Origin of the sequence: Pseudomonas sp. UYIF39 (assembly GCF_029963765.1) — a bacterium.
GTDB lineage: Bacteria > Pseudomonadota > Gammaproteobacteria > Pseudomonadales > Pseudomonadaceae > Aquipseudomonas.
The window spans coordinates 398009-421316 of sequence record NZ_JALBYU010000001.1 but is presented as its reverse complement, the minus strand read 5'-3'; the positions used below and the strand labels follow the sequence as shown (position 1 = coordinate 421316).

Here is a 23308-nt window from a genome sequence, read left to right as displayed (position 1 = left end):
GGCTGTAATCAGTGCACATTCTTCCTGCCGTCGGAAGACACAAAAACAATAACTGTCCTTCTGTAACCCGCCGGGTGCAGAAAAGGAGTGCACGATGCAACCTTCTGTAAAAGCTCTGCTTGCCCTCACCTGCATGACCCTCAGCAGCGTCAGCCTCGGCGCCCAGACCCTGACCATCGCCACCGTCAACAACAGCGACATGATCCGCATGCAAAAACTCTCGAAAACCTTCGAAGCCGAGCACCCGGACATCAAGCTCAATTGGGTGGTACTGGAAGAAAATGTCCTGCGCCAACGCCTGACCACCGACATTGCCACTCAGGGCGGACAGTTTGACGTATTGACCATTGGCATGTACGAAGCCGCACTCTGGGGTGCCAAGGGTTGGCTGGAGCCGATGAAGGATTTGCCGGCCAGTTACGCCCTCGACGACGTGTTCCCATCGGTGCGTGAAGGCCTGTCGGTCAAGGGTTCGCTGTATGCCTTGCCGTTCTACGCCGAAAGCTCCATCACCTATTACCGCACCGATCTGTTCAAGGAAGCCGGGTTGACCATGCCCGAGCATCCGACCTGGACCCAGATCAGCGAATTCGCCAGCAAACTCACCAACAAGGATAAAGAACAGTACGGCATTTGCCTGCGCGGCAAGGCCGGTTGGGGAGAGAATATGGCGCTGATCACCACCGTCGCCAATGCTTATGGTGCGCGCTGGTTTGATGAGAAGTGGCAACCGGAGTTCACCAGCCCCGAGTGGAAGAACGCGCTGAATTTCTACGTCGACACCATGAAGAAATCCGGTCCACCGGGTGCATCGAGCAACGGTTTCAACGAAAACCTCGCGCTGTTCAACAGCGGCAAATGCGCGATCTGGGTCGATGCCAGCGTCGCCGGCTCCTTCGTCACAGACAAAACCCAAAGCAAAGTCAGCGACCACGTCGGCTTCACCTACGCACCGCACGAGACCACCGACAAGGGCTCGGCCTGGTTGTATTCCTGGGCGCTGGCAATTCCGACCAGTTCCAAGGCCAAGGACGCGGCGAAAACCTTCAGCGCCTGGGCCACTTCCAAAGAATATGGCGCTTTGGTCGCCGAGAAAGACGGCATTGCCAACGTGCCGCCAGGTACCCGCGCTTCGACGTACAGCGATGAGTACATGAAGGCTGCGCCGTTCGCCAAGGTGACCCTCGAGTCGCTAAAAGCCGCGGACCCGAGCAAGCCGACCCTCAAGCCCGTGCCGTATATCGGCATCCAGTTGGTGACCATTCCTGAATTCCAGGCCGTGGGCACCCAGGTCGGCAAATTGTTCTCGGCAGCGCTGATCGGCCAGACCACGGTTGACCAGGCCCTGACCGCTGCCCAGTCAACCACCGAACGTGAGATGAAGCGCGCCGGTTACCCCAAGTAACCCGCGTCCCCCTGTGGGAGCGAGCTTGCTCGCGATGAGGCCATGACATTCAACATCTATGTCGGCTGAACGATCGCTATCGCGAGCAGGCTCGCTCCCACAGTTGATCTTCATTTTGTCTGTTCCTAATCGGTTTGAAGCCATGAATATTTCAACTGCCAAAGCTCACATGGACATTGCCCAACCGGTGCGTAAAAGCCGGTTGGCCAACCCCGGCTGGTTCCTGGTCAGTCCCTCGGTGGCGTTGTTGCTGCTGTGGATGATCGTGCCGCTGGGCATGACCGTTTACTTCTCGCTGATCCGCTACAACCTGCTCTATCCCGGTGAAAACCAGTTCGTCGGGCTGGAGAACTTCACCTATTTCCTCAGCGACTCGGGGTTCCTGCCCGGCGCCACCAACACCTTGTTGCTGGTCGGCAGCGTGCTGCTGATCAGCGTGGTGTTCGGCGTGTTGATCAGTGCGTTGCTGGAGGCCAGTGAGTTTCTCGGTCGCGGCATCGTGCGGGTGATGCTGATCTCGCCGTTTTTCATCATGCCCACCGTCGGTGCGCTGATCTGGAAGAACCTGATTTTCCATCCAGTGTCGGGGATTCTCGCCTACGTCTGGAAGCTGTTCGGCGCGCAGCCGGTGGACTGGCTGGCGCACTACCCGCTGCTGTCGATCATCATCATTGTGTCCTGGCAATGGCTGCCGTTCGCGATCCTGATCCTGATGACCGCCATGCAGTCCCTCGACCAGGAACAGAAAGAAGCCGCGCGCCTCGACGGCGCCGGGCCGATCGCGATTTTCTGGCACCTGACCCTGCCGCACCTGGCGCGGCCGATTGCGGTGGTAGTGATGATCGAAACCATCTTCCTGCTCTCGGTGTTCGCCGAAATCTTCACCACCACCAACGGCGGCCCCGGCTACGCCTCGACCAACCTCGCCTACCTGATCTACAACCAGGCGCTGGTGCAGTTCGACGTCGGCATGGCGTCCGCCGGTGGTTTGATCGCGGTGGTGATTGCCAACATCGCGGCCATCGTGCTGGTGCGGATGATCGGCAAAAACCTGACAGACAAAGCCTGAGGCCTGCGCCATGACCCTTCAACAATCCCGCCGCCTGCAAAGCCTGCTGCTCGGCACCCTGGCCTGGGCCATCGCGATCCTGATCTTCTTCCCGATCTTCTGGATGGTGATGACCAGTTTCAAAACCGAAATCGATGCGTTCGCCACGCCGCCACAGTTCATCTTCACGCCGACGCTGGAGAACTACCTGCACATCAACGAGCGCAGCGACTACTTCAGTTTCGCCTGGAACTCGGTGGTGATTTCGTTCAGCGCTACCGCTCTGTGCCTGCTGATTGCGGTGCCGGCGGCGTACTCGATGGCGTTCTACGAAACCAAGCGCACCAAAGGCACGTTGCTGTGGATGCTCTCCACCAAGATGCTGCCGCCGGTGGGCGTGCTGATGCCGATCTACCTGCTGGCCAAGAGTTTCGGCCTGCTCGATACGCGCATCGCGCTGATCGTGATCTACACGCTGATCAACCTGCCGATCGTGGTCTGGATGATTTACACCTACTTCAAAGACATCCCCAAGGACATCCTCGAAGCCGCGCGCCTCGACGGTGCCACGCTGTGGCAGGAAATGGTCCGGGTGCTGCTGCCGATCGCCAAGGGCGGCCTGGCGTCCACGGTGCTGCTGTCGCTGATCCTGTGCTGGAACGAGGCGTTCTGGTCCTTGAACCTGACTTCGTCGAAAGCCGCGCCTTTGACCGCGTTGATCGCCTCCTACTCAAGCCCCGAAGGTCTGTTCTGGGCCAAGTTGTCGGCGGTGTCGACGCTGGCCTGCGCGCCAATCCTGATCTTCGGCTGGATCAGCCAGAAACAATTGGTCCGCGGCCTGTCGTTCGGCGCCGTGAAATGAAGATCGCCGACTCAACGCGATCCACTGTGGGAGTGAGCCTGCTCGCGATGGCGGAGTGTCATTCAACAGTGATGTTGACTGACACGGCCTCATCGCGAGCAGGCTCACTCCCACAAAAAAGCCCGCACGGCTCAACTGAATAACAACAAGTGGAGGCCCATCATCATGGCCAACCTGAAAATCAAGAATCTGCAAAAAGGCTTCGAAGGCTTTTCCATCATCAAAGGCATCGACCTGGAAGTGAACGATAAGGAATTCGTGGTGTTCGTCGGCCCGTCGGGCTGCGGCAAATCCACCTTGCTGCGGCTGATCGCCGGCCTGGAAGAAGTCAGCGGCGGCACCATCGAACTCGATGGCCGCGACATCACCGAAGTCAGCCCGGCCAAGCGCGACCTGGCGATGGTGTTCCAGACCTACGCCCTGTACCCCCACATGAGCGTGCGCAAAAACATGTCGTTTGCCCTCGACCTGGCTGGCGTACCGAAAGCCGAAGTCGAGAAGAAAGTCGGCGAAGCGGCACGCATCCTCGAACTCGGGCCGATGCTCGAACGCAAGCCGAAACAGTTGTCCGGCGGCCAGCGTCAGCGCGTGGCCATCGGCCGGGCCATCGTGCGCAACCCGAAAATTTTCCTGTTCGACGAACCGCTGTCCAACCTCGACGCCGCCCTGCGCGTACAGATGCGCCTGGAACTGCTGCGCCTGCACAAAGAACTGCAAGCCACGATGATCTACGTGACCCACGACCAGGTCGAAGCCATGACCATGGCCGACAAGGTTGTCGTACTCAATGGCGGAAAAGTCGAACAAGTCGGCTCGCCCCTGGACCTGTATCACCAACCGGCCAATCTGTTTGTCGCCGGATTCCTTGGCACGCCGAAAATGGGTTTCCTCAAGGGCAAAGTCACCCGCATTGAGCGCCAGAGCTGCGAAGTGCTGCTGGACGCCGGCACCCGCATCACGTTGCCGCTGAGCGGCGCCAACCTGAGTGTCGGTGGCGCGGTCACCTTGGGCATTCGTCCGGAACACCTGAACCTCGCGCGAACCGGCGACCGCACCTTGCAGGTCACCGCCGACGTCAGTGAACGCCTGGGCAGCGACACCTTCTGCCACGTGGTGACCTCGTCCGGTGAAGCGCTGACCATGCGCGTTCGCGGCGACCTGGCCAGCCGTTATGGCGAGTCGCTGAGCCTGCACCTGGACGCCGAGCACTGCCATTTATTCGATGCCGACGGTGTGGCGCTGACCCGCCCGTTGCGCGCTGCGGCCTGATTTTAGAGAGCATGTGATGAAACTCAATAAACAGAACCTCAACCGCCTCGCCCCCGAGGTGGTCCTGCCCGCCTACGCCCTGAGCGACACCCGCCAAGGCATCGCGCACATCGGCGTCGGCGGTTTCCACCGGGCGCATCAGGCGTATTACACCGATGCGTTGATGAATGCCGGCGAAGCCCTGGACTGGGCCATTTGCGGCGTCGGCCTGCGCGCCGAAGACCGCCGCGCCCGGGACGACTTAAAGGAACAGGACTATCTGTTCACGTTGTTTGAACTGGGTGATACCGACGACACCGAAGTTAAGGTCATCGGCGCGATTCGCGACATGCTTTTGGCCGAAGATGGCGCGGCAGCGCTGATCGACAAACTCGCCAGCCCCGAGATCCGTATCGTTTCGCTGACCATTACCGAAGGCGGCTATTGCATCGACGACAGCAACGGCGAGTTCATGGCCCAGCTGCCGCAAATCCAGCACGACCTGGCACACCCGAACGCACCGAAAACCGTGTTCGGTTTTCTCTGCGCCGCGCTGGCCAAACGTCGTGCAGCCGGCACGCCCGCGTTCACCTTGATGTCCTGCGATAACCTGCCGCACAACGGCGCGGTCACTCGCAAAGCGTTGCTTGCGTTTGCCGCCCTGCGCGATGCCGATCTGCGGGACTGGATCGCCACCAACGTGAGTTTCCCCAACGCGATGGTCGACCGCATCACGCCGATGACCAGCACCGAACATCGCCTGCAATTGGCCGACAAACATGCCGTCGACGACGCCTGGCCGGTGGTCTGCGAACCCTTCGTGCAGTGGGTGCTGGAAGACAAGTTTGTCAACGGTCGTCCGGCCTGGGAAAAGGTCGGCGTCCAGTTCACCGACGACGTCACGCCTTATGAAGAGATGAAGATCAAACTGCTCAACGGCAGTCACCTCGCACTCACTTATCTGGGTTTTTTGAAGGGTTACCGCTTCGTTCACGAAACCATGAACGACCCGCTGTTCGTGCGCTACATGCGTGCCTACATGGACCTGGACGTCACACCGCAACTGTCACCCGTGCCGGGGATTGACCTGACCGAATACAAAAACACGCTGGAGGCGCGCTTCTCCAACCAGGCGATTGCCGATCAGCTGGAGCGCGTGTGTTCGGACGGTTCGTCGAAGTTTCCGAAGTTCACTGTGCCGACGATCACTCGATTGATTGCTGATGGGCAGGAGACCAAACGGGCGGCATTAGTAGTAGCGGCTTGGGCGTTGTATTTGAAGGGCGTGGACGAGAATGGCGATACCTACAGCATTCCTGATCCGCGGGCGGCGTTCTGTCAGGCGCTGGTGGCGGATGATGCGTTGATCACGCAGCGGTTGCTGGCAGTTGAGGAGATTTTTGGTACGGCGATCCCGCATTCGCCCGAGTTTGTGGCGGCGTTTGAATGGTGCTGTAACAGCTTGCGTGACGTCGGCGTGACAACAACCCTCGAACGAGTACTCGCCAACTGATGCGGACGTAGAGCGTCCATTGAGGCATTCCCACGCAGAGCATGCATTCATGACAAACCAGCAACTATTCCTCGGCATCGACTGCGGCACCCAAGGCACCAAAGCCATAATCCTCGACGCCGTCAGCGGTCAGGTGCTGGGCCAGGGTGCCGCCGCGCACAGCCTGATCAGTGGCGCCAATGGCCGCCGCGAGCAAGACATCTCGCAATGGCTGGAGGCCTTCGCGCTTGCCACCCACCGCGCATTGCTCGCGGCAAAGGTCGACGGCCAGGACATCCTCGGCATCGGCGTTTCCGGCCAGCAACATGGGTTGGTGCTGCTCGACGATCAGGGCCAGGTGCTGCGTCCGGCCAAACTCTGGTGTGACACCGAATCCACCCCGGAAAACGACCGTCTGCTGGCCCATCTGGGTGGCGAAAAAGGCTCGCTGGAACGCCTCGGCGTTGTGATCGCGCCGGGCTACACAGTCTCCAAACTGCTCTGGAGCAAAGAACAACACCCGCAGATTTTCGCTCGCACCGCCCGCATCCTGCTGCCCCATGACTACCTCAACTATTGGCTCACCGGCCGCAGTTGCAGCGAGTACGGCGACGCCTCGGGCACCGGCTATTTCAACGTGCGCACCCGCCAGTGGGATTTGCAGCTGCTGCGTGACATCGATCCCACCGGACGACTGCAAGCTGCGCTGCCGGAGCTGATCGACGCTCATCAAGCCGTCGGCACGATCCTGCCGAGCATCGCCGAACACCTGGGCATCAACCCGCAGGCGCTGGTCTCCAGCGGCGGTGGCGACAACATGATGGGCGCCATCGGCACCGGCAATATCAAGCCCGGCGCTATTACCATGAGCCTCGGTTCATCGGGGACGGTGTACGCCTATGCGGATCAACCGAAAGTCAGTCCGGACGCTTGCGTCGCAACCTTCTGTTCCTCCAGCGGTGGCTGGCTGCCGCTGATCTGCACCATGAACCTGACCAACGCGACCGGGGTGATTCGCGAGTTGTTCGAGCTGGATATCGAGCAGTTCAACACCCTCGTTGAGCAAGCACCCATCGGTGCCGAAGGCGTGTGCATGCTGCCGTTCCTCAACGGCGAGCGCGTCCCCGCCCTGCCCCATGCCACCGGTAGCTTGCTGGGGTTGACGATGACCAACCTGACTCAGGCCAACCTGTGCCGCGCGGTAGTCGAAGGCACCACCTTCGGTTTGCGTTATGGGCTGGACCTGCTGCGCCAGAATGGCCTACAAAGCCGCAGCATTTGCCTGATCGGCGGCGGCTCGAAAAGCCCGGTGTGGCGGCAGATCGTCGCGGACATCATGAATACCCCAGTCATCTGCACCGAACAAAGCGAAGCCGCGGCCCTTGGCGCCGCGATTCAGGCGGCGTGGTGCAGGTCCTGGGAAAGCGGGCATGATGACAGCCTGGCGGACCTATGCGAGCGTTGCGTGAAGCTCGATCCAGCCAGCCAAACCTTGCCGATCGCAGACAATGTGGCGGCCTGTCAGCAGGCCTACGAACGCTATCAACAACATGTCGCAACCCTTTAAAGAGTGAATAACTATGTACCTGGTGTGTGGCGAAGCGCTGTTCGATTTCTTCAGTGAAGACGACGCCAGCGGCCTGGCTTCAAAAGTGAATTTCAAGGCGATTGCCGGCGGCTCGCCGTTCAACGTGGCGGTGGGTTTGCGCCGTTTGGGGGTGGAGGCTGCGTTGTTTGCCGGCCTGTCCACCGACTATCTCGGTCGGCGCTTGCAGCAGGTCCTGCAGGATGAAGGCGTGCGCGCGGATTACCTGGTGGATTTCGCTGCGCCTACGACCCTGGCCATGGTGGCCGTCGGTACCAATGGTTCGCCGCATTACAGCTTCCGGGGTGAAGGCTGCGCAGATCGTCAGCTGAAAGCCGAGCATCTGCCGGAACTGGGCCCTGAGGTGCGCGGCTTGCACATCGGTTCGTTTTCGCTGGTGGTGCAACCGATTGCCGACACGCTGCTGGCGTTGGTGCAGCGCGAAAGCGGCAAACGCTTGATCAGCCTTGATCCCAACGTGCGGCTCAATCCTGAGCCGAATATCGACCTGTGGCGTTCGCGAATTGCCACCCTGGTTGAGCTGGCCGACCTGATCAAAGTCAGCGATGAGGATTTGAGCCTGTTGTATCCCGAGCAGGACCCGCAGCGGGTGATTGAAGGTTGGCTGCAGCATCGCTGTCAGTTGGTGTTCCTGACCAGGGGTGGTGAGGGGGCTACGGTGTTCAGCCGCAACCATGGCTCATGGTCGGTGCCAGCAAGCTCAGTGAAAATCGCCGATACCGTGGGCGCGGGTGATACGTTCCAGGCGGCGTTGATTACCTGGCTGACCGAGCAGCAGCTGGATTCGGTTGAGGGTGTGCAATCGCTTGAGCGCGGGCAAATCGACGGGATGTTGAAATTTGCAGTGCAGGCAGCGGCGCTGACATGCAGCAAGACCGGGCCGGATTTGCCGTATCGGCAGCAGTTGGAAATGCGCTGAATGTAAGGCCCTCATCGCGAGCAGGCTCGCTCCCAAAGTGGATCATCAGTGAACACAGGTTTTGTGCTCAACAACGATCCACTGTAGGAGCGAGCCTGCTCGCGATGGCGGTGCAACACACACCGCTAACATCAGGGGCACCACTCCAAAAGTCTGAATATGACTGTCAATTCACGGTCGCCGCAAGGGTATGACGCTGTCATGTCCAGGAACGGATGACGAAACATCCCCGCATTCATTGGCCGAAACCGTTTATCTAGGGGTTTTCCTGATAGCACAAGGCGTCCACGCCTACGGCATTTGCGCCTTGAACGAGGCGCTTTAATCCTGCACCATCCGCACCAGCTTATTCAAAGGACGGAATTAAAGGCATGCTGGACGCGAACGCAACCCATATTTCCCTCACGCTGGAAGGCGTTTCCGTTGACCTTCAGGTACTCAGCTTCGTCGGTCGCGAAACCCTCAATCAGCCGTTCTGCTTCGACATCGAACTGGTCAGCGCCCGCCCCGACCTGAAACTCGAAGAGTTGCTGCACAAGCCTGGCTGCCTGACCTTCGGCGCCACCGGCAAAGGCATCATCCACGGTCTGGTGTACCGCATCGAGCAAGGCGATTCCGGTAAAAGCCTGACCCGTTACAGCATCAGCCTGGTGCCGCAACTCGCCTACCTGCGCCACAACCATGACCAGCAGATTTTCCAGCATTTAAGTGTGCCGAAGATCATCGCTCAGGTCCTCGAAGCGCGCGGCATCCTGGCCGACGCCTACAGCTTCCAGCTCGGCGCGATCTACCCGGAACGCAATTACTGCGTGCAGTACGACGAGTCCGACCTGCATTTCATCCAGCGTCTGTGCGAAGAAGAAGGCATTCACTTCCACTTCCAGCACTCGTCCAGCGGCCACAAACTGGTGTTCGGCGACGACCAGACGGTGTTCCGCAAACTCGCGCCCGTGGCCTACCAGCAAGACTCCGGCATGGCCGCCGAGAAACCGGTGATCAAGCGCTTCAACCTGCGCCTGGAAACCCGCACTACCCGCGTCAGCCGCCGCGATTACGACTTCGAGAAACCGCGCATCCTGCCCGAGGGCGCCGCCAAAAGCGCGTTCGCCCCGGACCTGGAAGACTACGACTACCCCGGCCGCTTCACCGACCGCGAACGCGGCAAGCAACTGGCAACTCGCGCCCTGGAACGCCATCGCAGCGACTACAAACTGGCCGAAGGCAAAGGCGACGAACCCACCCTGGTCAGCGGCCACTTCATGGCCCTGAGCGAACACCCGCGCGCCGAGTGGAACGACCTCTGGCTGCTGCTGGAAGTGGTGCACGAAGGCAAACAGCCGCAAGTGCTTGGCGCAAACGTCACCAGCGACGTCACCCAGAACAAAGACGATTTCCACCAGGGCTACCGCAACCGCTTCCTTGCCACCCCGTGGGACGCTCACTTCCGCCCTGCCCTCGAACACCCTAAACCCAAAGTCCTGGGCAGCCAGACCGCCATCGTCACCGGCCCTGCAGGTGAAGAAATCCACTGCGACGAGTACGGGCGCGTCAAAGTCCAGTTCCACTGGGACCGCGAAGGCCAGGCCGACGACAAGACCAGCTGCTGGCTGCGCGTCGCCACCGGCTGGGCCGGAAGCGCCTACGGCGGCATCGCCATCCCGCGCATCGGCATGGAAGTGCTGGTGTCGTTTATGGAAGGCGACCCCGACCAACCGCTGATCACCGGCTGCCTGTACCACAAGGAAAACGTCGTCCCGTACGACCTGCCGGCGAACAAAACCCGCAGCACCTTCAAGACGCTCAGCTCACCGGGCGGTAAGGGCTACAACGAGTTTCGGATTGAAGACAAGAAAGGTGCGGAACAGATCTACCTGCATGCCCAGCGCGATTGGGATGAAAACATTGAGCATGACCAGAAGATTCGCGTCGGCAACGAGCGACACGACACGGTCGAGGCCAATGTTTTAAGCGAATTCAAGGTTGAAGAGCATCGGATTACCCACCTGGATCGCAAAACTGAGACCCGGGCGGATGATCACCTGACAGTTGCCGTGACTCAGCATGTGAAGGTGGGGACGGCGCAGTTTGTTGAGGCGGGTCAGGAGATTCACTACAACGCTGGGGAAAAGGTTGTGGTTGAGGGCGGCATGGAGCTGACGGCCAAGGCTGGCGGGAGCTTTGTGAAGATTGATGCGGGTGGCGTGACCATCAGCGGGGCTGAGGTGAAGGTTAATTCGGGCGGTAGGCCGGGTGCCGGCACTGGCATCCAGATTCTCACTCCATTAATCCCTGGTGCCGCCGCCGCTGCCATTGCGGGGCAACTGTTGAGTGCGCCACCGGTTGGGAAACTCAGTGTCGCTCCTGACTCGGCACCACCTGCGGTGGAAGAAGAGTTTGAGGAAGAGGAAGAAGAGGTCGAGCTGGAAGACATCACCTTACGTGTTGGGATGTTCTTCGATGGGACGGGCAACAACCGCAACAACAGCGAGCGTGTCTTTGGCTGCTTTGCGCCGGACGTGAACCTGGAGGAAGCAGCTGAAGATATTCGTCAGTTCTGTGCGGCTCACGGTTATGACGGAAAGGGAAGTAGCCCGGATAACAGTTATGGCAATGATGTCAGCAACGTCGCCCGGCTCTATGACCTTTACTTAGACCAAAGGGACATAACTCTGCCGATTGATGCTAGGACAGCCAGCCTGCGCGTTTACGTGGATGGCATCGGTACTAGCAGTACCGAAGCTGACTCCACCTTTTCGCAAGGTACAGGCATTGGTGCCCAGGGCGTCCGGGCGCGAGCTGAAGAAACTCCGCCGCTTATTCTCAGGGCTATCCAAACCTTTCAAGACAACAACCCCGATAAGCGGGTGGCGAAAATCGAGTTCGATATCTTCGGATTCAGCCGTGGCTCCGCAGCGGCAAGGGACTTTGCCAATGAGGTATTAAAGGGGAACAAAAGTATCCTCGCCAAAGTGTTGCCGATGGGGGCTCCGATATTGTCGGATAGCTTTGCCTGGACACCGCATTCTGATGTGTCCATAAATTTCATTGGCGTTTACGACACCGTCGCGGCTATTGCCAATCCGCTGGTGGGGGACTGGACTGGTAATAATGCTTATAACCCGGGGATCAATATCCATCTGGCACCCGAGGCGGCCAAGAAGGTCGTCCAATTGGTGGCTCGAAATGAACGCCGTTATAACTTTGCCCTCAACAGTCTTGGCGCGGCCGATATTGTCCTGCCTGGCGTGCATTCAGACCTGGGTGGTGGCTATTTACCCAAGGCGATGGAGCGCATTCTACTCAGCAAACCGCGTAAAAGCCCGGTCGAAGAAAGGACCACTTTCGCTGAAGCCAACAGTTACAAGGTTGCCCAGCAGGACTTGAGACGGTTTCAAGATCAACTGGCCCAATATAACCTTCCGTTGGAAATCCGGACTTGGGAGGTGCCGTTTCGTAGCACTGACAAAGACGATCAAAAAAACATGAAATACGTGTATGCCGCCGTCAGCAGCCAACGCGAAGTCCGCAGTGAGCTGTCCTTGATCTACTTTCGGATCATGCGCGAACTGGCCGTGGAAAATGGAGTGCCTTTTCGACAGATCCCCGAAAAAAATCCGCGACTTGCGTTACCCGCGGACCTCGTTCCCATCTCCGAAAAACTGATGGCCTACGCTCAGGGGAAAAGCAAATCAACCGGGCTGACTCCGCAGGAGGAGGAACTGCTGTTCCAACGTTACGTTCATATCTCCGATAACTGGAACGCCGCTAAAAGTCGAAATAATAGCGATCTGAATATCGTCTTCATTAATCGACCAGACGAAAACTCTGTGCGCACGGTGCATCCTAATGAGTAATTTTATCCGTATCGCTCTTGTCGTTTTTCTGCTCAGTGGCTGCACATTTGCTAGCAGCAGCTCAATGCCTTACAAAGCATGGACTCTGGGGTTCTCGGCTCCTGATTACATGGAGGTCTGGATCGAAACAGCCGATGTCGTCGACATTCAGGACCATGTGTTTCAACGTGCGGCGAGTGGCATCGCGTCAATGCAAGCGCCTCCCAACAACGCCGGCAATCCGCGTGGTTGGCCGAAAAGAGGGCCAGCCGGAGGCGGAAAACGTGTGACAGGGGCGGACTTGCCCCAACAGATCTATGTCCGCTGGCAATCGCTGGTCGAACCGCAAACCTACCTGATGGTGATAAAAATCCCCGAAGCCACTCGAGAGATCATGCGCAAGGGGGAGAAAGTGTTCTGCGCGGCCGATGGGAAATGGATCACAGGTTATCGTGATTCAATCGGCATAAGGCTGGTCCCCGGAGGTATCGCCAGAGTCTGGGTAGGCGGCCCTTGCATGACACCGATTGAGGTAACTACGGTAAAAGCCGTGATTGATCCGCGCGGCCCGTATGAAGGTAAGTCTGGCGGTGAGTACGATTCACTTTCTGATGTGTCCAAAGCCTATGTCGAGAAGTTTGGTGTGCCGTACGACTCTTGGAAGTAAGTCAGAGCTGGCCCTTAAAGTTTCCTGGAGGTGACGGGCTAGCGCGCTGCACATCCTCCAATTGAACATGCGCGGGACGGCGCAGTTTGTTGAGGCGGGTCAGGAGATTCACTACCACGCAGGCGACAAAGTGGTGGTTGAGGCGGGGATGGATCTGACGGCTCGTTTCCTTGAACGAGGCGCTTTAATCCTGCACCATCCGCCCCAGCTTATTCAAAGGACTGAATTAAAGGCATGCTGGACGCGAACGCAACCCATATTTCCCTCACGCTCGAGGGCGTTTCCGTTGACCTTCAGGTACTCAGCTTCGTCGGTCGCGAAACCCTCTATCAGCCGTTCTGCTTCGACATCGAACTGGTCAGCGCCCGCCCCGACCTGAAACTCGAAGAGTTGCTGCACAAGCCCGGCTGCCTGACCTTCGGCGCCACCGGCAAAGGCATCATCCACGGCCTGGTGTACCGCATCGAGCAAGGCGACTCCGGCAAAAGCCTGACCCGTTACAGCATCAGCCTGGTGCCGCAACTCGCCTACCTGCGCCACAACCATGACCAGCAGATTTTCCAGCATTTAAGTGTGCCGAAGATCATCGCTGAGGTCCTCGAAGCGCGCGGCATTCTGGCCGATGCCTACAGCTTCCAGCTCGGCGCGATCTACCCGGAACGCGATTACTGCGTGCAGTACGACGAATCCGACCTGCATTTCATCCAGCGTCTGTGCGAAGAAGAAGGCATTCACTTCCACTTCCAGCACTCGTCCAGCGGCCACAAACTGGTGTTCGGTGATGACCAGACAGTGTTCCGCAAACTCGCGCCCGTGGCCTACCAGCAAGACTCCGGCATGGCCGCCGAGAAACCGGTGATCAAGCGCTTCAACCTGCGCCTGGAAACCCGCACCACCCGCGTCAGCCGCCGCGATTACGACTTCGAGAAACCGCGCATCCTGCCCGAGGGCGCCGCCAAAAGAGCGTTCGCCCCGGACCTGGAAGACTACGACTACCCCGGCCGCTTCACCGACCGCGAACGCGGCAAACAGCTGGCAACCCGCGCCCTGGAACGCCACCGCAGCGACTACAAACTTGCTGAAGGCAAAAGCGACGAGCCAACCCTGGTCAGCGGCCACTTCATGGCCCTGAGCGAACACCCGCGCGCCGAGTGGAACGACCTCTGGCTACTGTTGGAAGTGGTGCACGAAGGCAAACAGCCGCAAGTGCTCGGCGCAAACGTCACCAGCGACGTCACCCAGAACAAAGACGATTTCCACCAGGGCTACCGCAACCGCTTCCTCGCCACCCCGTGGGACGCGCACTTCCGCCCTGCCCTCGAACACCCGAAACCCAAAGTCCTGGGCAGCCAGACGGCCATCGTCACCGGCCCTGCGGGTGAAGAAATCCATTGCGACGAGTACGGTCGCGTCAAAGTCCAGTTCCACTGGGACCGCGAAGGCCAGGCCGACGACAACACCAGCTGCTGGCTGCGCGTCGCCACTGGCTGGGCCGGCAGCGCCTACGGCGGCATCGCCATCCCGCGCATCGGCATGGAAGTGCTGGTGTCGTTTATGGAAGGCGACCCCGACCAACCACTGATCACCGGCTGCCTGTACCACAAGGAAAACGTCGTCCCCTACGACCTGCCGGCGAACAAAACCCGCAGCACCTTCAAGACGCTCAGCTCACCGGGCGGCAAGGGTTACAACGAGTTTCGGATTGAAGACAAGAAAGGTGCGGAACAGATTTATCTGCACGCCCAGCGCGATTGGGATGAAAACATTGAGCATGACCAGAAGATTCGCATCGGCAATGAGCGGCACGACACTGTTGAGGCCAATGTTTTCAGTGAGTTTAAGGTTGAAGAACATCGGATTACCCATCTGGATCGCAAGACTGAGACCCGGGCTAATGATCACCTGACAGTTACCGTTACTCAGCATGTGAAGGTGGGGACGGCGCAGTTTGTTGAGGCGGGTCAGGAGATTCACTACAACGCTGGGGAAAAGGTTGTGGTTGAGGGCGGCATGGAGCTGACGGCCAAGGCTGGCGGGAGCTTTGTGAAGATTGATGCGGGTGGCGTGACCATCAGCGGGGCTGAGGTGAAGGTTAATTCGGGCGGTAGGCCGGGTGCCGGCACTGGCATCCAGATTCTTCCTCCGGTGATCCCCGGTGCTGCCGCTGTGGACAATGCAGGCAAGCTGATGCAAACGCTTCCAGGTCAAGCGAAGCCGCTAGCGGTTTCAAAAGTACCGAAGTTGCAGGCACCAAAAGGTATTTGCGTGGAGTGTTTGAAAAAAGCGATGCGTGAAAAACTGGCGCTGCAGTCTGGGGCCGCGGCATGAGTCTCGATACATGCGCACAGGCGTGGAGCGAAGCCAGGCAAAGCAACCAGTCATGTTTCGCTATTGTTGAGGTGGGCCTGCTACCCGACCAGAAACGCTTGCAGCTTCTACAGTCCGACTTCACTCGTCGCCCCCTGATGCTGCAACCCGAGTTCGCAGAACTGCGCAATCATGGTCCATGGCTTCTTGATGTCAGCCATCTGGACTTCGAGGCGTTTCTGGCGCACGAATACTTCACCGGCTGCGAAGCGGTGACGGGCTGGATACGGACCCATTGCCCCCCCGACAAGCTCGCGACACATCTGAGCGATGCATTGCTGGCCAAAAACGACGCGGGCGAAGTGTTGCTGATACGCAGTTACGCCCCCGAAGTGCTCCCCCTGCTTTACGCCCGCAACGACATGCCTTGGCACCCATGGCTATTCGGCCCAATGCACGAGTGGTGGTTACCAACCACCAACGTTGATTGGCAGTGTTTGAAAGGTTCAGGGTTTGAACAGCCCACGGATTACCAGCCGATAACCCTGGATGCCGATCTGTGGAAAGCCATGGAAGTAGATCCGCTGGCCTATAGCCTGACCACCGAACTCGAAAAATCCGCACCGGAAGTCTTTACCAGCACCTGCCATGACGACCGCCTGACACAAGTCAAACAGGCCTTGGCTACCGGTCGAGACGAAGGGTTTGAAGAGTCTGAAGACGTCAGCCTGTTCGCTACCCTTCAGTTGATGGACCATGAGTTTCCGGCGACCTGGCCACAGTGGCCGCAGGCGAAAGACCTTGTTCGCGACGAGAAGCTGCCGCTGGGGATCGCGATGAGGCAGCTTTCGGAATGAGCATTACGCTTGACTCACCTGCGCAACGCCGTTGGTGTCGTCGCAGTCTTGTCATTGGTTTTTTAGTTCTTCTACTTCCTACTATTGGCTCCTATCTTTATGGAGTACTGCGTACACTTGGTGCCGCGTTGATCTCGCATAACTACACAGACAGACCAATAGGAAGCTTTTGGGTAAATGATTTTTGGGGAGGTAATCTCGCCGTAATGGGTGGTGGGGGCGTGATGTGCTGCCAGAATATAGACGCGTCTAAAGCGAAAGTTGTCTGGATTCTAAGTATGTCTCAAGCTCAAGAAAATCAAGGAATGAAAATTGAACGCCATGAAATAGAAGTGCAGATGCCAGAACGCAAAACTGGCGATGACACACTGCATGTTTTTTTCCACACAGCAAGATTCAATTAATCTGGGCTTCTACGATGCAAAGCCCATTGCTATTTCAAACCTCTTCACTCGCTGACCCAGCACCTAATGCAGAAGGAAGTCGCTAATGACTGGCACACTTATCCTTGACCGATTTCGATGCACAAGGAACTTCTCCGCATGAGCCTGACAATGAATACGTCTCGGCAACCTCGATGGAACCGGCGCATCCTGATCATTACCGTTCTGATTCTGCTGGCACCTGCCTTGGGTTTTTATCTTTACAAACTATTCCGCACGCCAGGTGCAGCATTAATGTCCCACAACTATACGGATCGACCCGTGTTTAGTTACTGGGTCAATGATAACTGGGGTGGAAACGGCGGCGTCACCTGCTGTTGGCGTTTGGATGGATCAGTCGCGAAGGTTGTCTGGATCCTCGATATGACACGTAAACAGCAGTTAGAGGGAGCGGTAGAAGAGCGTCATGAAATAACGGTCCCCATGCCTCCGCGCAAATCGGGCGACGATACGTTGCATGTGTATTTTTTTCCCGATAATCGTATCGAGTTGATATGGGCCTCAACGATGCTGAGTCCGTTGCACTACCCGAACGGAGTTCCCGCCGGTGACAACATTAATGAACAAGGAAGTCGTCTATGAGTAGTCCGGCCAATCTCGACAACGCCCAAGCAATCAGCGCTCGCTCAAGTGCAGCAGCCGGAACCAAAAATACTGCGGCGCTACCCTGCAACGCGTCATTGCATATTGGTTTCTTTTTCGATGGTTTTAGCCGCAACCTCGAGGATGACTTACGAGAGGATCGGCTGAGCAATGTGGGTCGATTATTTTTGGCCCACCCTTATGACCAAACAACTCCTCCTCCCGATCCAGTCAGGCAGTTTCAGAAGTTTTACATTTCCGGCCTGGGCGCCCCCTTCGATGACACATTGGGCACCGGTGCTGAAACGCCGGCGTCTGGTCTAAAAGGAGCCATCAATAAAACCAAAGACGATATTTCTGAGCTACCAAAGGACACCGCTACAGACACCGCATTGGAAGCAGGCAAGGACATTCTGACTGGCAAAAACTGGTGGGAACGCCTGGTTCATAATCTGAAACTCAAAAACGCGGTTGCCTCTGCACTGAACGCTGCGGCCAAGGCGTCTATCGAGGCTGTTCCCATCGTTCGAGACAACGAGTTAGTGGCCGATCTTCTCAAAACGGGTGTAGACACAAGACTTGAGGCTGCGTGGGATCGATTCGAAAAGCTAGTTGACGAGATAAGCAAGACCAGCTCTGTTCCAATCAAGCGGATCTCGGTATCTGTGTTCGGTTACGACTATGGCGCTACGCTGGCCCGGGCTTTCGCGCATAAACTGTTTGAAGAATGCGATCCAGGTACCAATACCTACAAAGACGCCACTCTGGAGGTGGTATTCGCAGGTCTATTCGACGCAGTGGATCGAAGCATGGAAGCTTCCGTCGTGCGCGACTTCCTGTTGCCGTTCACGAATGATGTAGATGATGGTGAGTGCCTCCCCGGTCCAGTTAAGGCCGCACTACATTTGGTAGCTGCGCATGAGTGCAGAAGTGTCCGGCGTTCCCGTCTGATCGGCACTGGCTCGCTTACTCCACGTTGGGAAGAGCGGCTGGTACCCGGTACGAGCTACGATGTAGGCGGCGGCCTGAAAAAGGAAGACTCTCTCCACAGTCGTGAACTGCATCTGGCAAGTTTGCACGAGATGTATCGTGCAGCGTTTCGAGCAGGCGTTCCATTCCCGGAAATGGAGAAGCTTCCGGATATAGGGGTTAAGATCTCCAAGCTATTCGAACTAAATGACCACATCAACGGCACCAGTGCCCTCGATGCCAGCAAGCGCTACATGAGCAAGGCAGGCAATCAAAAGGTGTCCGCCGAATCCTTTCTTGCCCACCGCCGCCTATACATCCAGCGCCTGCGCGGGCTTTGGGAAATCTACAGCGAGCAACACCGAGCTTATAGCGACGAGGAGGAGCGCCTTGAGCGCCCCATTCTTGGCGACCAAGGCTCGCTGAAACGGATGCTAGGCATGGGCAGCGAAACCGAGGCTCAGGCTGCCAAGCGTGACAATGCACTGAAACAAACGCGCGAGAGAAAGGCCGGTCTTCGTGCTGACCTGGGATGGCTCGAGCAGGTAGACCGCGAGGCCTGGCGGTTGCGTACGGGATTTGCCTCTCCACCGGAAAAGGCGCTGCTGGATGAATGGTTCGCGCCCAAGCCCAAAAATTTGAGCTTCGATATCGAGGACTTGCTTGAGCTGTACCTCAACGACCAGTTCATGATGAGTCAGATGCCGCAAACTCAAACCACCATCAAGTACTTCCTGGTGCGAGAGTTCGACAGCCCCGATCTCACCAAAACCAAAGGTATGGCTCCGGATTACCTGGAGCAGATCAAAGGCTGACTCTGCACAGTTCACAAACAAGCCAGGCTCCCACAAGAGCCTGGCTTGTTTGTGAAAGTGTGGCGTCAGACCGGCGCCTTCCACCCCATCATCTGCTGCTGCGCAACCAGCAGCAAATCGCACCCATCCTGCGTAAGCAGATAAAGCGCATGAGTAATGTGCGGAATGTCTTGAACATCACCGTTCTTGAAACACTGGCAATGGAGCGTTTCAAGCAAGTGGCTGGCGGCTCGGACACGCTGTAAAGTGGCTTCGAGAATGTCTTGGGGATTGGCCTCTGTATCGATGACCATGGGGTTTGAGTCGGTAACGCTACTTTTGATTGAACGATAACGATCAGGAAACGGATTAAACGTTGTCATTAGGATTACTCGAACGTCAGTTAAGTAACCGCCAGCACCGTGACCAAACGATGGGAGGCGGACTGTGTACAGGCTTGGTCAACCGATAACCCGCAAATCGGCTCGCCCGAAGGCGTCCAGCACACAGCCGCCATAACAACGCACAACGAAGACAAAGATGTCCGCGGGGCGAATGATGGCACATATGTATGCGGGATATCAGGTGACCAAACCTGCTCGCTGATTTTGCAGCGAGGTCAAACAGTAAACGCTGGTAGCTTGCCGGCGAAAGACGACAAAGAGTCCGACCGTGTAGGAACGGGCCGAACCTCCCTCAGTTTTTTTACCTACATGAAACCTCTGTCAGAAACCTCCTCACGACAGGCGGCATTCAGTCGGGTTAACCATCGCTTAACCCCGCGGTCCAAAACTTTACTGGACCGCACGCCCTCAGAGTTCTCTGACGCCCAGTGCGGCAGGTTCGACGCCTAAACGTCGAGCTGACATTAAGCCTGCATCGGAGATCGTTCATGAACATGCGCACCTTGCTGATCACCACCGCCCTCGCCTGCACCGCGTTTGCCGGTCTGGCTCAGGCCAATGACACTTCATCCTCCCAGGCCGTGCCCTATCACTACGGCATGCCGCTGCACGTGGGCAAGGTCATCACCTTGACCGAACCGTCGACGCTGGACTGCAAAGTGGTCACAGCCGACATGAAGTACATCGACAGCACCTCGGGCAAGCCTGCGGAAATCTCCTATCGGAAGCTTTCCGACGCTTGCAGTTATCAAAACTGACGGAAAGGTCTGATTCAATACTTTGCGGTATTCCTGTGAGGGGTTCTGGCGCTATGCTCAGCGCCTCTCCCCACTGCCGCAAGGATTCGCCATGCAGTTATCGTTTCGTACCTTGTCGACTTTTACCGCCGCGCTGTGTTTTCTGTTGGCCCTGGTCTGGGGTTTGATGCCGGACAGGTTGCTGTCAATCTGGAGTATCGAGTACTCGTTGGCGGTGGGCGTTGTCGCGCGGCGCAGCGCAATGCTGTTCGCGGCATTGGGCGTGATGTTTTATCTGGTTCGAAACGAGTCGCCTTCGATCACCCGCCATGCGCTGACCAATGGTTTCATGGTCGGCTGCTGGGGGCTGGCAGCACTGGGCTTCGGCGAATGGCTCAATGGCCATGCCGGTCCGGGCATATTGCTTGCGGTGGTGGTTGAGCTGGCGCTGGGTCTGGCGTTTCTCCAGACCAAGCGCGTGTCGGTGGAGCTCGAAACCGTGGGTTAAAGCGCTTTTCTGTCTGTATGCAGAGTCTGGGCAATGGTTTGCTGATGCATGTCAGAGCGCAGTCCGGCAATCAGGTCGTTGATTTCTCGGCAACCATTTAGCTGTTTGGCATTTATTCCGGTCACCATGAGATCGAGGTGATTGGTTTGACGATCGGAATACACCTTTACGGTCATCGACAGGTCCGGCGACAGCGTGCATTGACAACGTTTCGGCAAAAAACTGCTTTCAATGATATTGCGAAGTTCCAAGGCAGAAAGAAACATGGCGACCCTCTCCTTAATGTGAGACTGCCGATCAACTATCGATACTGACGCAATGAAATCCCCGGTCAGCTTAAGACCAGCTTGAGCATAAAACATGCCTTGGATTTCGCACTGCAGCTCATCGGTAAATCAACGATTTAGCGAAACCGCACGTAAATAGCCCCTGCAATATGCAAGAAAGGCGTTATGGTGCCCCTGCAATTTGCATACATCCAGCGACAAGTTTGCATTGGCCGACCACCCCAGTAAGAATGCGGCCAATCAAATCAGTATCCGCTGACCCCACTCGCAAGCAAGGAGGCATCATGGGTTCTTTGACCTATATCACTACCGTCGGGCTGATTCTTGCCGGGCTGTCGACCATCGCTCACGCCGCGAAACTCGAAGAGGTTGCGCCGTTCCCGAAGCCCGAGAGCGGTTTCACCCGCCAGGTCATTCACCTTGCCCCACAGGCTCAGGAAGACGGCTACCAGGTCGAAATCCTCGCGGGCAAAACCCTGACCGTCGACTGCAATCGCCAACGCCTGGGCGGCATTCTCGAGGAGAAAAACCTCGAAGGCTGGGGCTACCCGTTCTACCGACTGGAAAAAGTCATCGGCCCGATGAGTACGCTGATGGCCTGCCCGGACGGCAAAAGTAAAAAGGACTTCGTGCCAGTGGTCGGTGACGGTTTCATGCTGCGCTACAACAGCAAACTGCCGATCGTGGTCTACGTGCCCAAAGACGTCGAAGTCCGCTACCGGATCTGGTCGGCGTCGAGCAAGGTCGAGAACGCCGTCCAGGAATAACCGTTCTATCCCGTTACAGGAGCGCCATTTTGATTACCTGCCACGTCAAATATGTGATCGATCCGTATCAACTCAGCGAATTCGAAGCCTACGCCAAAGCCTGGCTCGGCATCGTCGAGCGTTTGGGCGGTACGCACCACGGGTATTTCCTGCCTTCCGAGGGCGCGAGCAATATCGCCTACTGCCTGTTCAGCTTTCCTTCGCTGGCGGACTACGAAAGTTACCGGCATATCGCGATGACTGACGCCGAAAGCACCGCGCTCGTAGCTTCGCTGGTCGAGAAGAAGTTTATCGTCAGTTATGAGCGGACCTTCCTTCGCCCGCTGCTGGCCTGACACCGCTCACGCCGGGGCGCCGCTCAATGCGGCGCGCTCGGCCACATGGCGCAAACTGTCGAAATTGATATTGGCGCCTGAGTTGATCGCTACCAGTGTCTGATCACGGGCACCGGTCTGCGCCACGTATTTCTTGATTCCGGCCACCGCCAAGGCACCGGAAGGTTCGGTGATCGAGCGGGTATCGTCGTAGATATTCTTGATGGCGGCGCAGAGTTCGTCGTTGCTGACCGTCAACACCTCATCGACACAGAACCGGCAGACTTCGAAACCATACGCACCGATCTGGGCGACGGCCACACCGTCGGCGAACGTACCTACGGTTGGCAGGACAACTCGGTCGCCGGCCTGCAATGCCGCATATAAGCAGGCGGAATGCTCCGACTCGACGCCGATGATGCGGACTTCTGGTCGCAGGTATTTGACGTACGCCGCGATGCCGGCGATCAGGCCGCCACCACCCACCGGGACGAAGATCGCGTCCAGTTGACCTTGATGCTGGCGCAGGATTTCCATGGCAACGGTGCCCTGCCCCGCGATCACGTCCGGGTCGTCGTAGGGCGAGACAAAGGTGCGACCGGTTTGCCGCGCCAGGTTCAGTGCATAGTCCAGCGCAAACGGAAAACTCTCGCCATGCAGCACGGCATCGGCGCCCCGACTGCGCACACCCAGCACCTTCAGTTCCGGCGTCGTACGCGGCATGACGATGGTCGCCGCAATTCCCAGTTCACGGGCCGCTAATGCCACGCCTTGAGCATGATTACCTGCGGAAGCGGTGATTACCCCGCGTGCCTTTTGCTCATCGCTTAACTGCACCAGTTTGTTGTAGGCGCCGCGGATCTTGAAGGAAAAGGTCGGTTGCAGGTCTTCGCGCTTGAGCAGGATCTGGTTACCCAAAACCTCGGACAGTGCCGGTGCTACCTGCAACGGCGTACGCACCGCGAGCTCATACACGGGCGCGGCGAGGATCTTTTTCACGTAGTGCTCAAGCAAGGTCTGCTGGGCGGTGGTGCTCATGGTTGTCTCCTGTCGTACACCGACTGTGTGTATGAGCTGCCGAAGGCTGCGATCTTTTGATCTATCTTGCGGACGCCAAGATCAAAAGATCGCAGCCTTCGGCAGCTCCTACGCCGGTCGGCGTTGGTTCAAGACCCAGGAGACAGAAAGTAAAAAACCCGCCTCTAGGGCGGGTTGGGTGCTGCAGTCGTGAGCTAGCCCGCCAAATAAGGAATGGCGGT

The 23308-nt window shown here is 57.7% G+C and carries 21 protein-coding genes; 18 read left to right on the top strand and 3 right to left on the bottom strand.

What is annotated here, in order from left to right; genetic code table 11:
• Positions 1–94 precede the first annotated feature (94 nt).
• From MO767_RS02100 to MO767_RS02035, 14 genes are all read left to right on the top strand, one after another.
• Positions 95–1405 carry a sugar ABC transporter substrate-binding protein gene (locus tag MO767_RS02100; RefSeq protein ID WP_282479193.1) on the top strand — a complete coding sequence of 437 codons (1311 nt, stop codon included), beginning with the start codon at positions 95–97 and terminating at the stop codon, positions 1403–1405.
• 169 nt (positions 1406–1574) lie between these two features.
• Positions 1575–2474, top strand: a complete 900-nt coding sequence (locus tag MO767_RS02095; RefSeq protein ID WP_282479344.1) for a sugar ABC transporter permease — start codon at positions 1575–1577, stop codon at positions 2472–2474.
• A gap of 10 nt (positions 2475–2484) precedes the next feature.
• Positions 2485–3315, top strand: a complete 831-nt coding sequence (locus MO767_RS02090) for a carbohydrate ABC transporter permease (protein WP_033055010.1) — start codon at positions 2485–2487, stop codon at positions 3313–3315.
• 165 nt (positions 3316–3480) lie between these two features.
• Positions 3481–4584, top strand: a complete 1104-nt coding sequence (ugpC, locus tag MO767_RS02085) for a sn-glycerol-3-phosphate ABC transporter ATP-binding protein UgpC (protein ID WP_282479192.1) — start codon at positions 3481–3483, stop codon at positions 4582–4584.
• A 16-nt stretch (positions 4585–4600) separates the two neighbouring features.
• Entirely contained in the window at positions 4601–6076 is a 1476-nt protein-coding gene (locus MO767_RS02080; protein WP_282479191.1) for a mannitol dehydrogenase family protein, read from the top strand.
• 49 nt (positions 6077–6125) lie between these two features.
• On the top strand, positions 6126–7622 hold the full coding sequence (xylB, locus tag MO767_RS02075) for a xylulokinase (RefSeq protein ID WP_282479190.1): 1497 nt from the start codon (positions 6126–6128) through the stop codon (positions 7620–7622).
• A gap of 13 nt (positions 7623–7635) precedes the next feature.
• Positions 7636–8580: a carbohydrate kinase gene (locus MO767_RS02070; protein ID WP_282479189.1), complete on the top strand. Its 945-nt coding sequence runs from the start codon at positions 7636–7638 to the stop codon at positions 8578–8580.
• Between the two features lie 371 nt (positions 8581–8951).
• Complete coding sequence (gene tssI / locus MO767_RS02065; protein ID WP_282479188.1) at positions 8952–12434, top strand: type VI secretion system tip protein TssI/VgrG; 3483 nt, start codon at positions 8952–8954, stop codon at positions 12432–12434.
• The gene (locus tag MO767_RS02060) at positions 12427–13080 is read left to right on the top strand and encodes a DUF2931 family protein (protein WP_282479187.1); all 654 of its coding nucleotides are present in this window, start codon (positions 12427–12429) and stop codon (positions 13078–13080) included. Before tssI ends, MO767_RS02060 begins: the two co-directional genes overlap by 8 nt.
• 234 nt (positions 13081–13314) lie before the next feature.
• Positions 13315–15408: a type VI secretion system tip protein VgrG gene (locus tag MO767_RS02055; protein ID WP_282479186.1), complete on the top strand. Its 2094-nt coding sequence runs from the start codon at positions 13315–13317 to the stop codon at positions 15406–15408.
• Positions 15405–16244, top strand: a complete 840-nt coding sequence (locus tag MO767_RS02050; protein WP_282479185.1) for a DUF4123 domain-containing protein — start codon at positions 15405–15407, stop codon at positions 16242–16244. The genes MO767_RS02055 and MO767_RS02050 overlap by 4 nt, the downstream gene beginning before the upstream one ends.
• Entirely contained in the window at positions 16241–16648 is a 408-nt protein-coding gene (locus MO767_RS02045) for a DUF3304 domain-containing protein (RefSeq protein ID WP_282479184.1), read from the top strand. The genes MO767_RS02050 and MO767_RS02045 overlap by 4 nt, the downstream gene beginning before the upstream one ends.
• Before the next feature lie 138 nt (positions 16649–16786).
• Entirely contained in the window at positions 16787–17269 is a 483-nt protein-coding gene (locus MO767_RS02040) for a hypothetical protein (RefSeq protein ID WP_282479183.1), read from the top strand.
• The gene (locus MO767_RS02035) at positions 17266–19053 is read left to right on the top strand and encodes a DUF2235 domain-containing protein (RefSeq protein ID WP_282479182.1); all 1788 of its coding nucleotides are present in this window, start codon (positions 17266–17268) and stop codon (positions 19051–19053) included. The genes MO767_RS02040 and MO767_RS02035 overlap by 4 nt, the downstream gene beginning before the upstream one ends.
• Positions 19054–19118: 65 nt before the next feature.
• Here MO767_RS02035 and MO767_RS02030 read toward each other — a convergent pair whose 3' ends face one another.
• A complete protein-coding gene (locus tag MO767_RS02030) occupies positions 19119–19415 on the bottom strand; it encodes a hypothetical protein (RefSeq protein WP_282479181.1) in 297 nt (98 codons plus the stop codon).
• A 509-nt stretch (positions 19416–19924) separates the two neighbouring features.
• Here MO767_RS02030 and MO767_RS02025 point away from each other — a divergent pair.
• Both MO767_RS02025 and MO767_RS02020 read left to right on the top strand, forming a co-directional pair.
• Complete coding sequence (locus MO767_RS02025) at positions 19925–20194, top strand: DUF2790 domain-containing protein (protein WP_046047138.1); 270 nt, start codon at positions 19925–19927, stop codon at positions 20192–20194.
• Positions 20195–20285: 91 nt separating this feature from the next.
• Positions 20286–20681 carry a hypothetical protein gene (locus MO767_RS02020; RefSeq protein WP_134419984.1) on the top strand — a complete coding sequence of 132 codons (396 nt, stop codon included), beginning with the start codon at positions 20286–20288 and terminating at the stop codon, positions 20679–20681.
• On the opposite strand, the gene MO767_RS02015 is transcribed toward MO767_RS02020, so the two are convergent.
• Positions 20678–20947 carry a DUF1652 domain-containing protein gene (locus MO767_RS02015; protein WP_282479180.1) on the bottom strand — a complete coding sequence of 90 codons (270 nt, stop codon included), beginning with the start codon at positions 20945–20947 and terminating at the stop codon, positions 20678–20680. The genes MO767_RS02020 and MO767_RS02015 overlap by 4 nt on opposite strands.
• Before the next feature lie 305 nt (positions 20948–21252).
• Between MO767_RS02015 and eco the strand changes: the two genes are divergently transcribed.
• Entirely contained in the window at positions 21253–21735 is a 483-nt protein-coding gene (gene eco / locus MO767_RS02010) for a serine protease inhibitor ecotin (protein WP_282479179.1), read from the top strand.
• Between the two features lie 29 nt (positions 21736–21764).
• Positions 21765–22070, top strand: a complete 306-nt coding sequence (locus tag MO767_RS02005; protein ID WP_033055038.1) for an NIPSNAP family protein — start codon at positions 21765–21767, stop codon at positions 22068–22070.
• A gap of 6 nt (positions 22071–22076) precedes the next feature.
• Here MO767_RS02005 and ilvA read toward each other — a convergent pair whose 3' ends face one another.
• Positions 22077–23087 carry a threonine ammonia-lyase, biosynthetic gene (gene ilvA / locus MO767_RS02000; protein ID WP_282479178.1) on the bottom strand — a complete coding sequence of 337 codons (1011 nt, stop codon included), beginning with the start codon at positions 23085–23087 and terminating at the stop codon, positions 22077–22079.
• Positions 23088–23308: the final 221 nt, after the last annotated feature.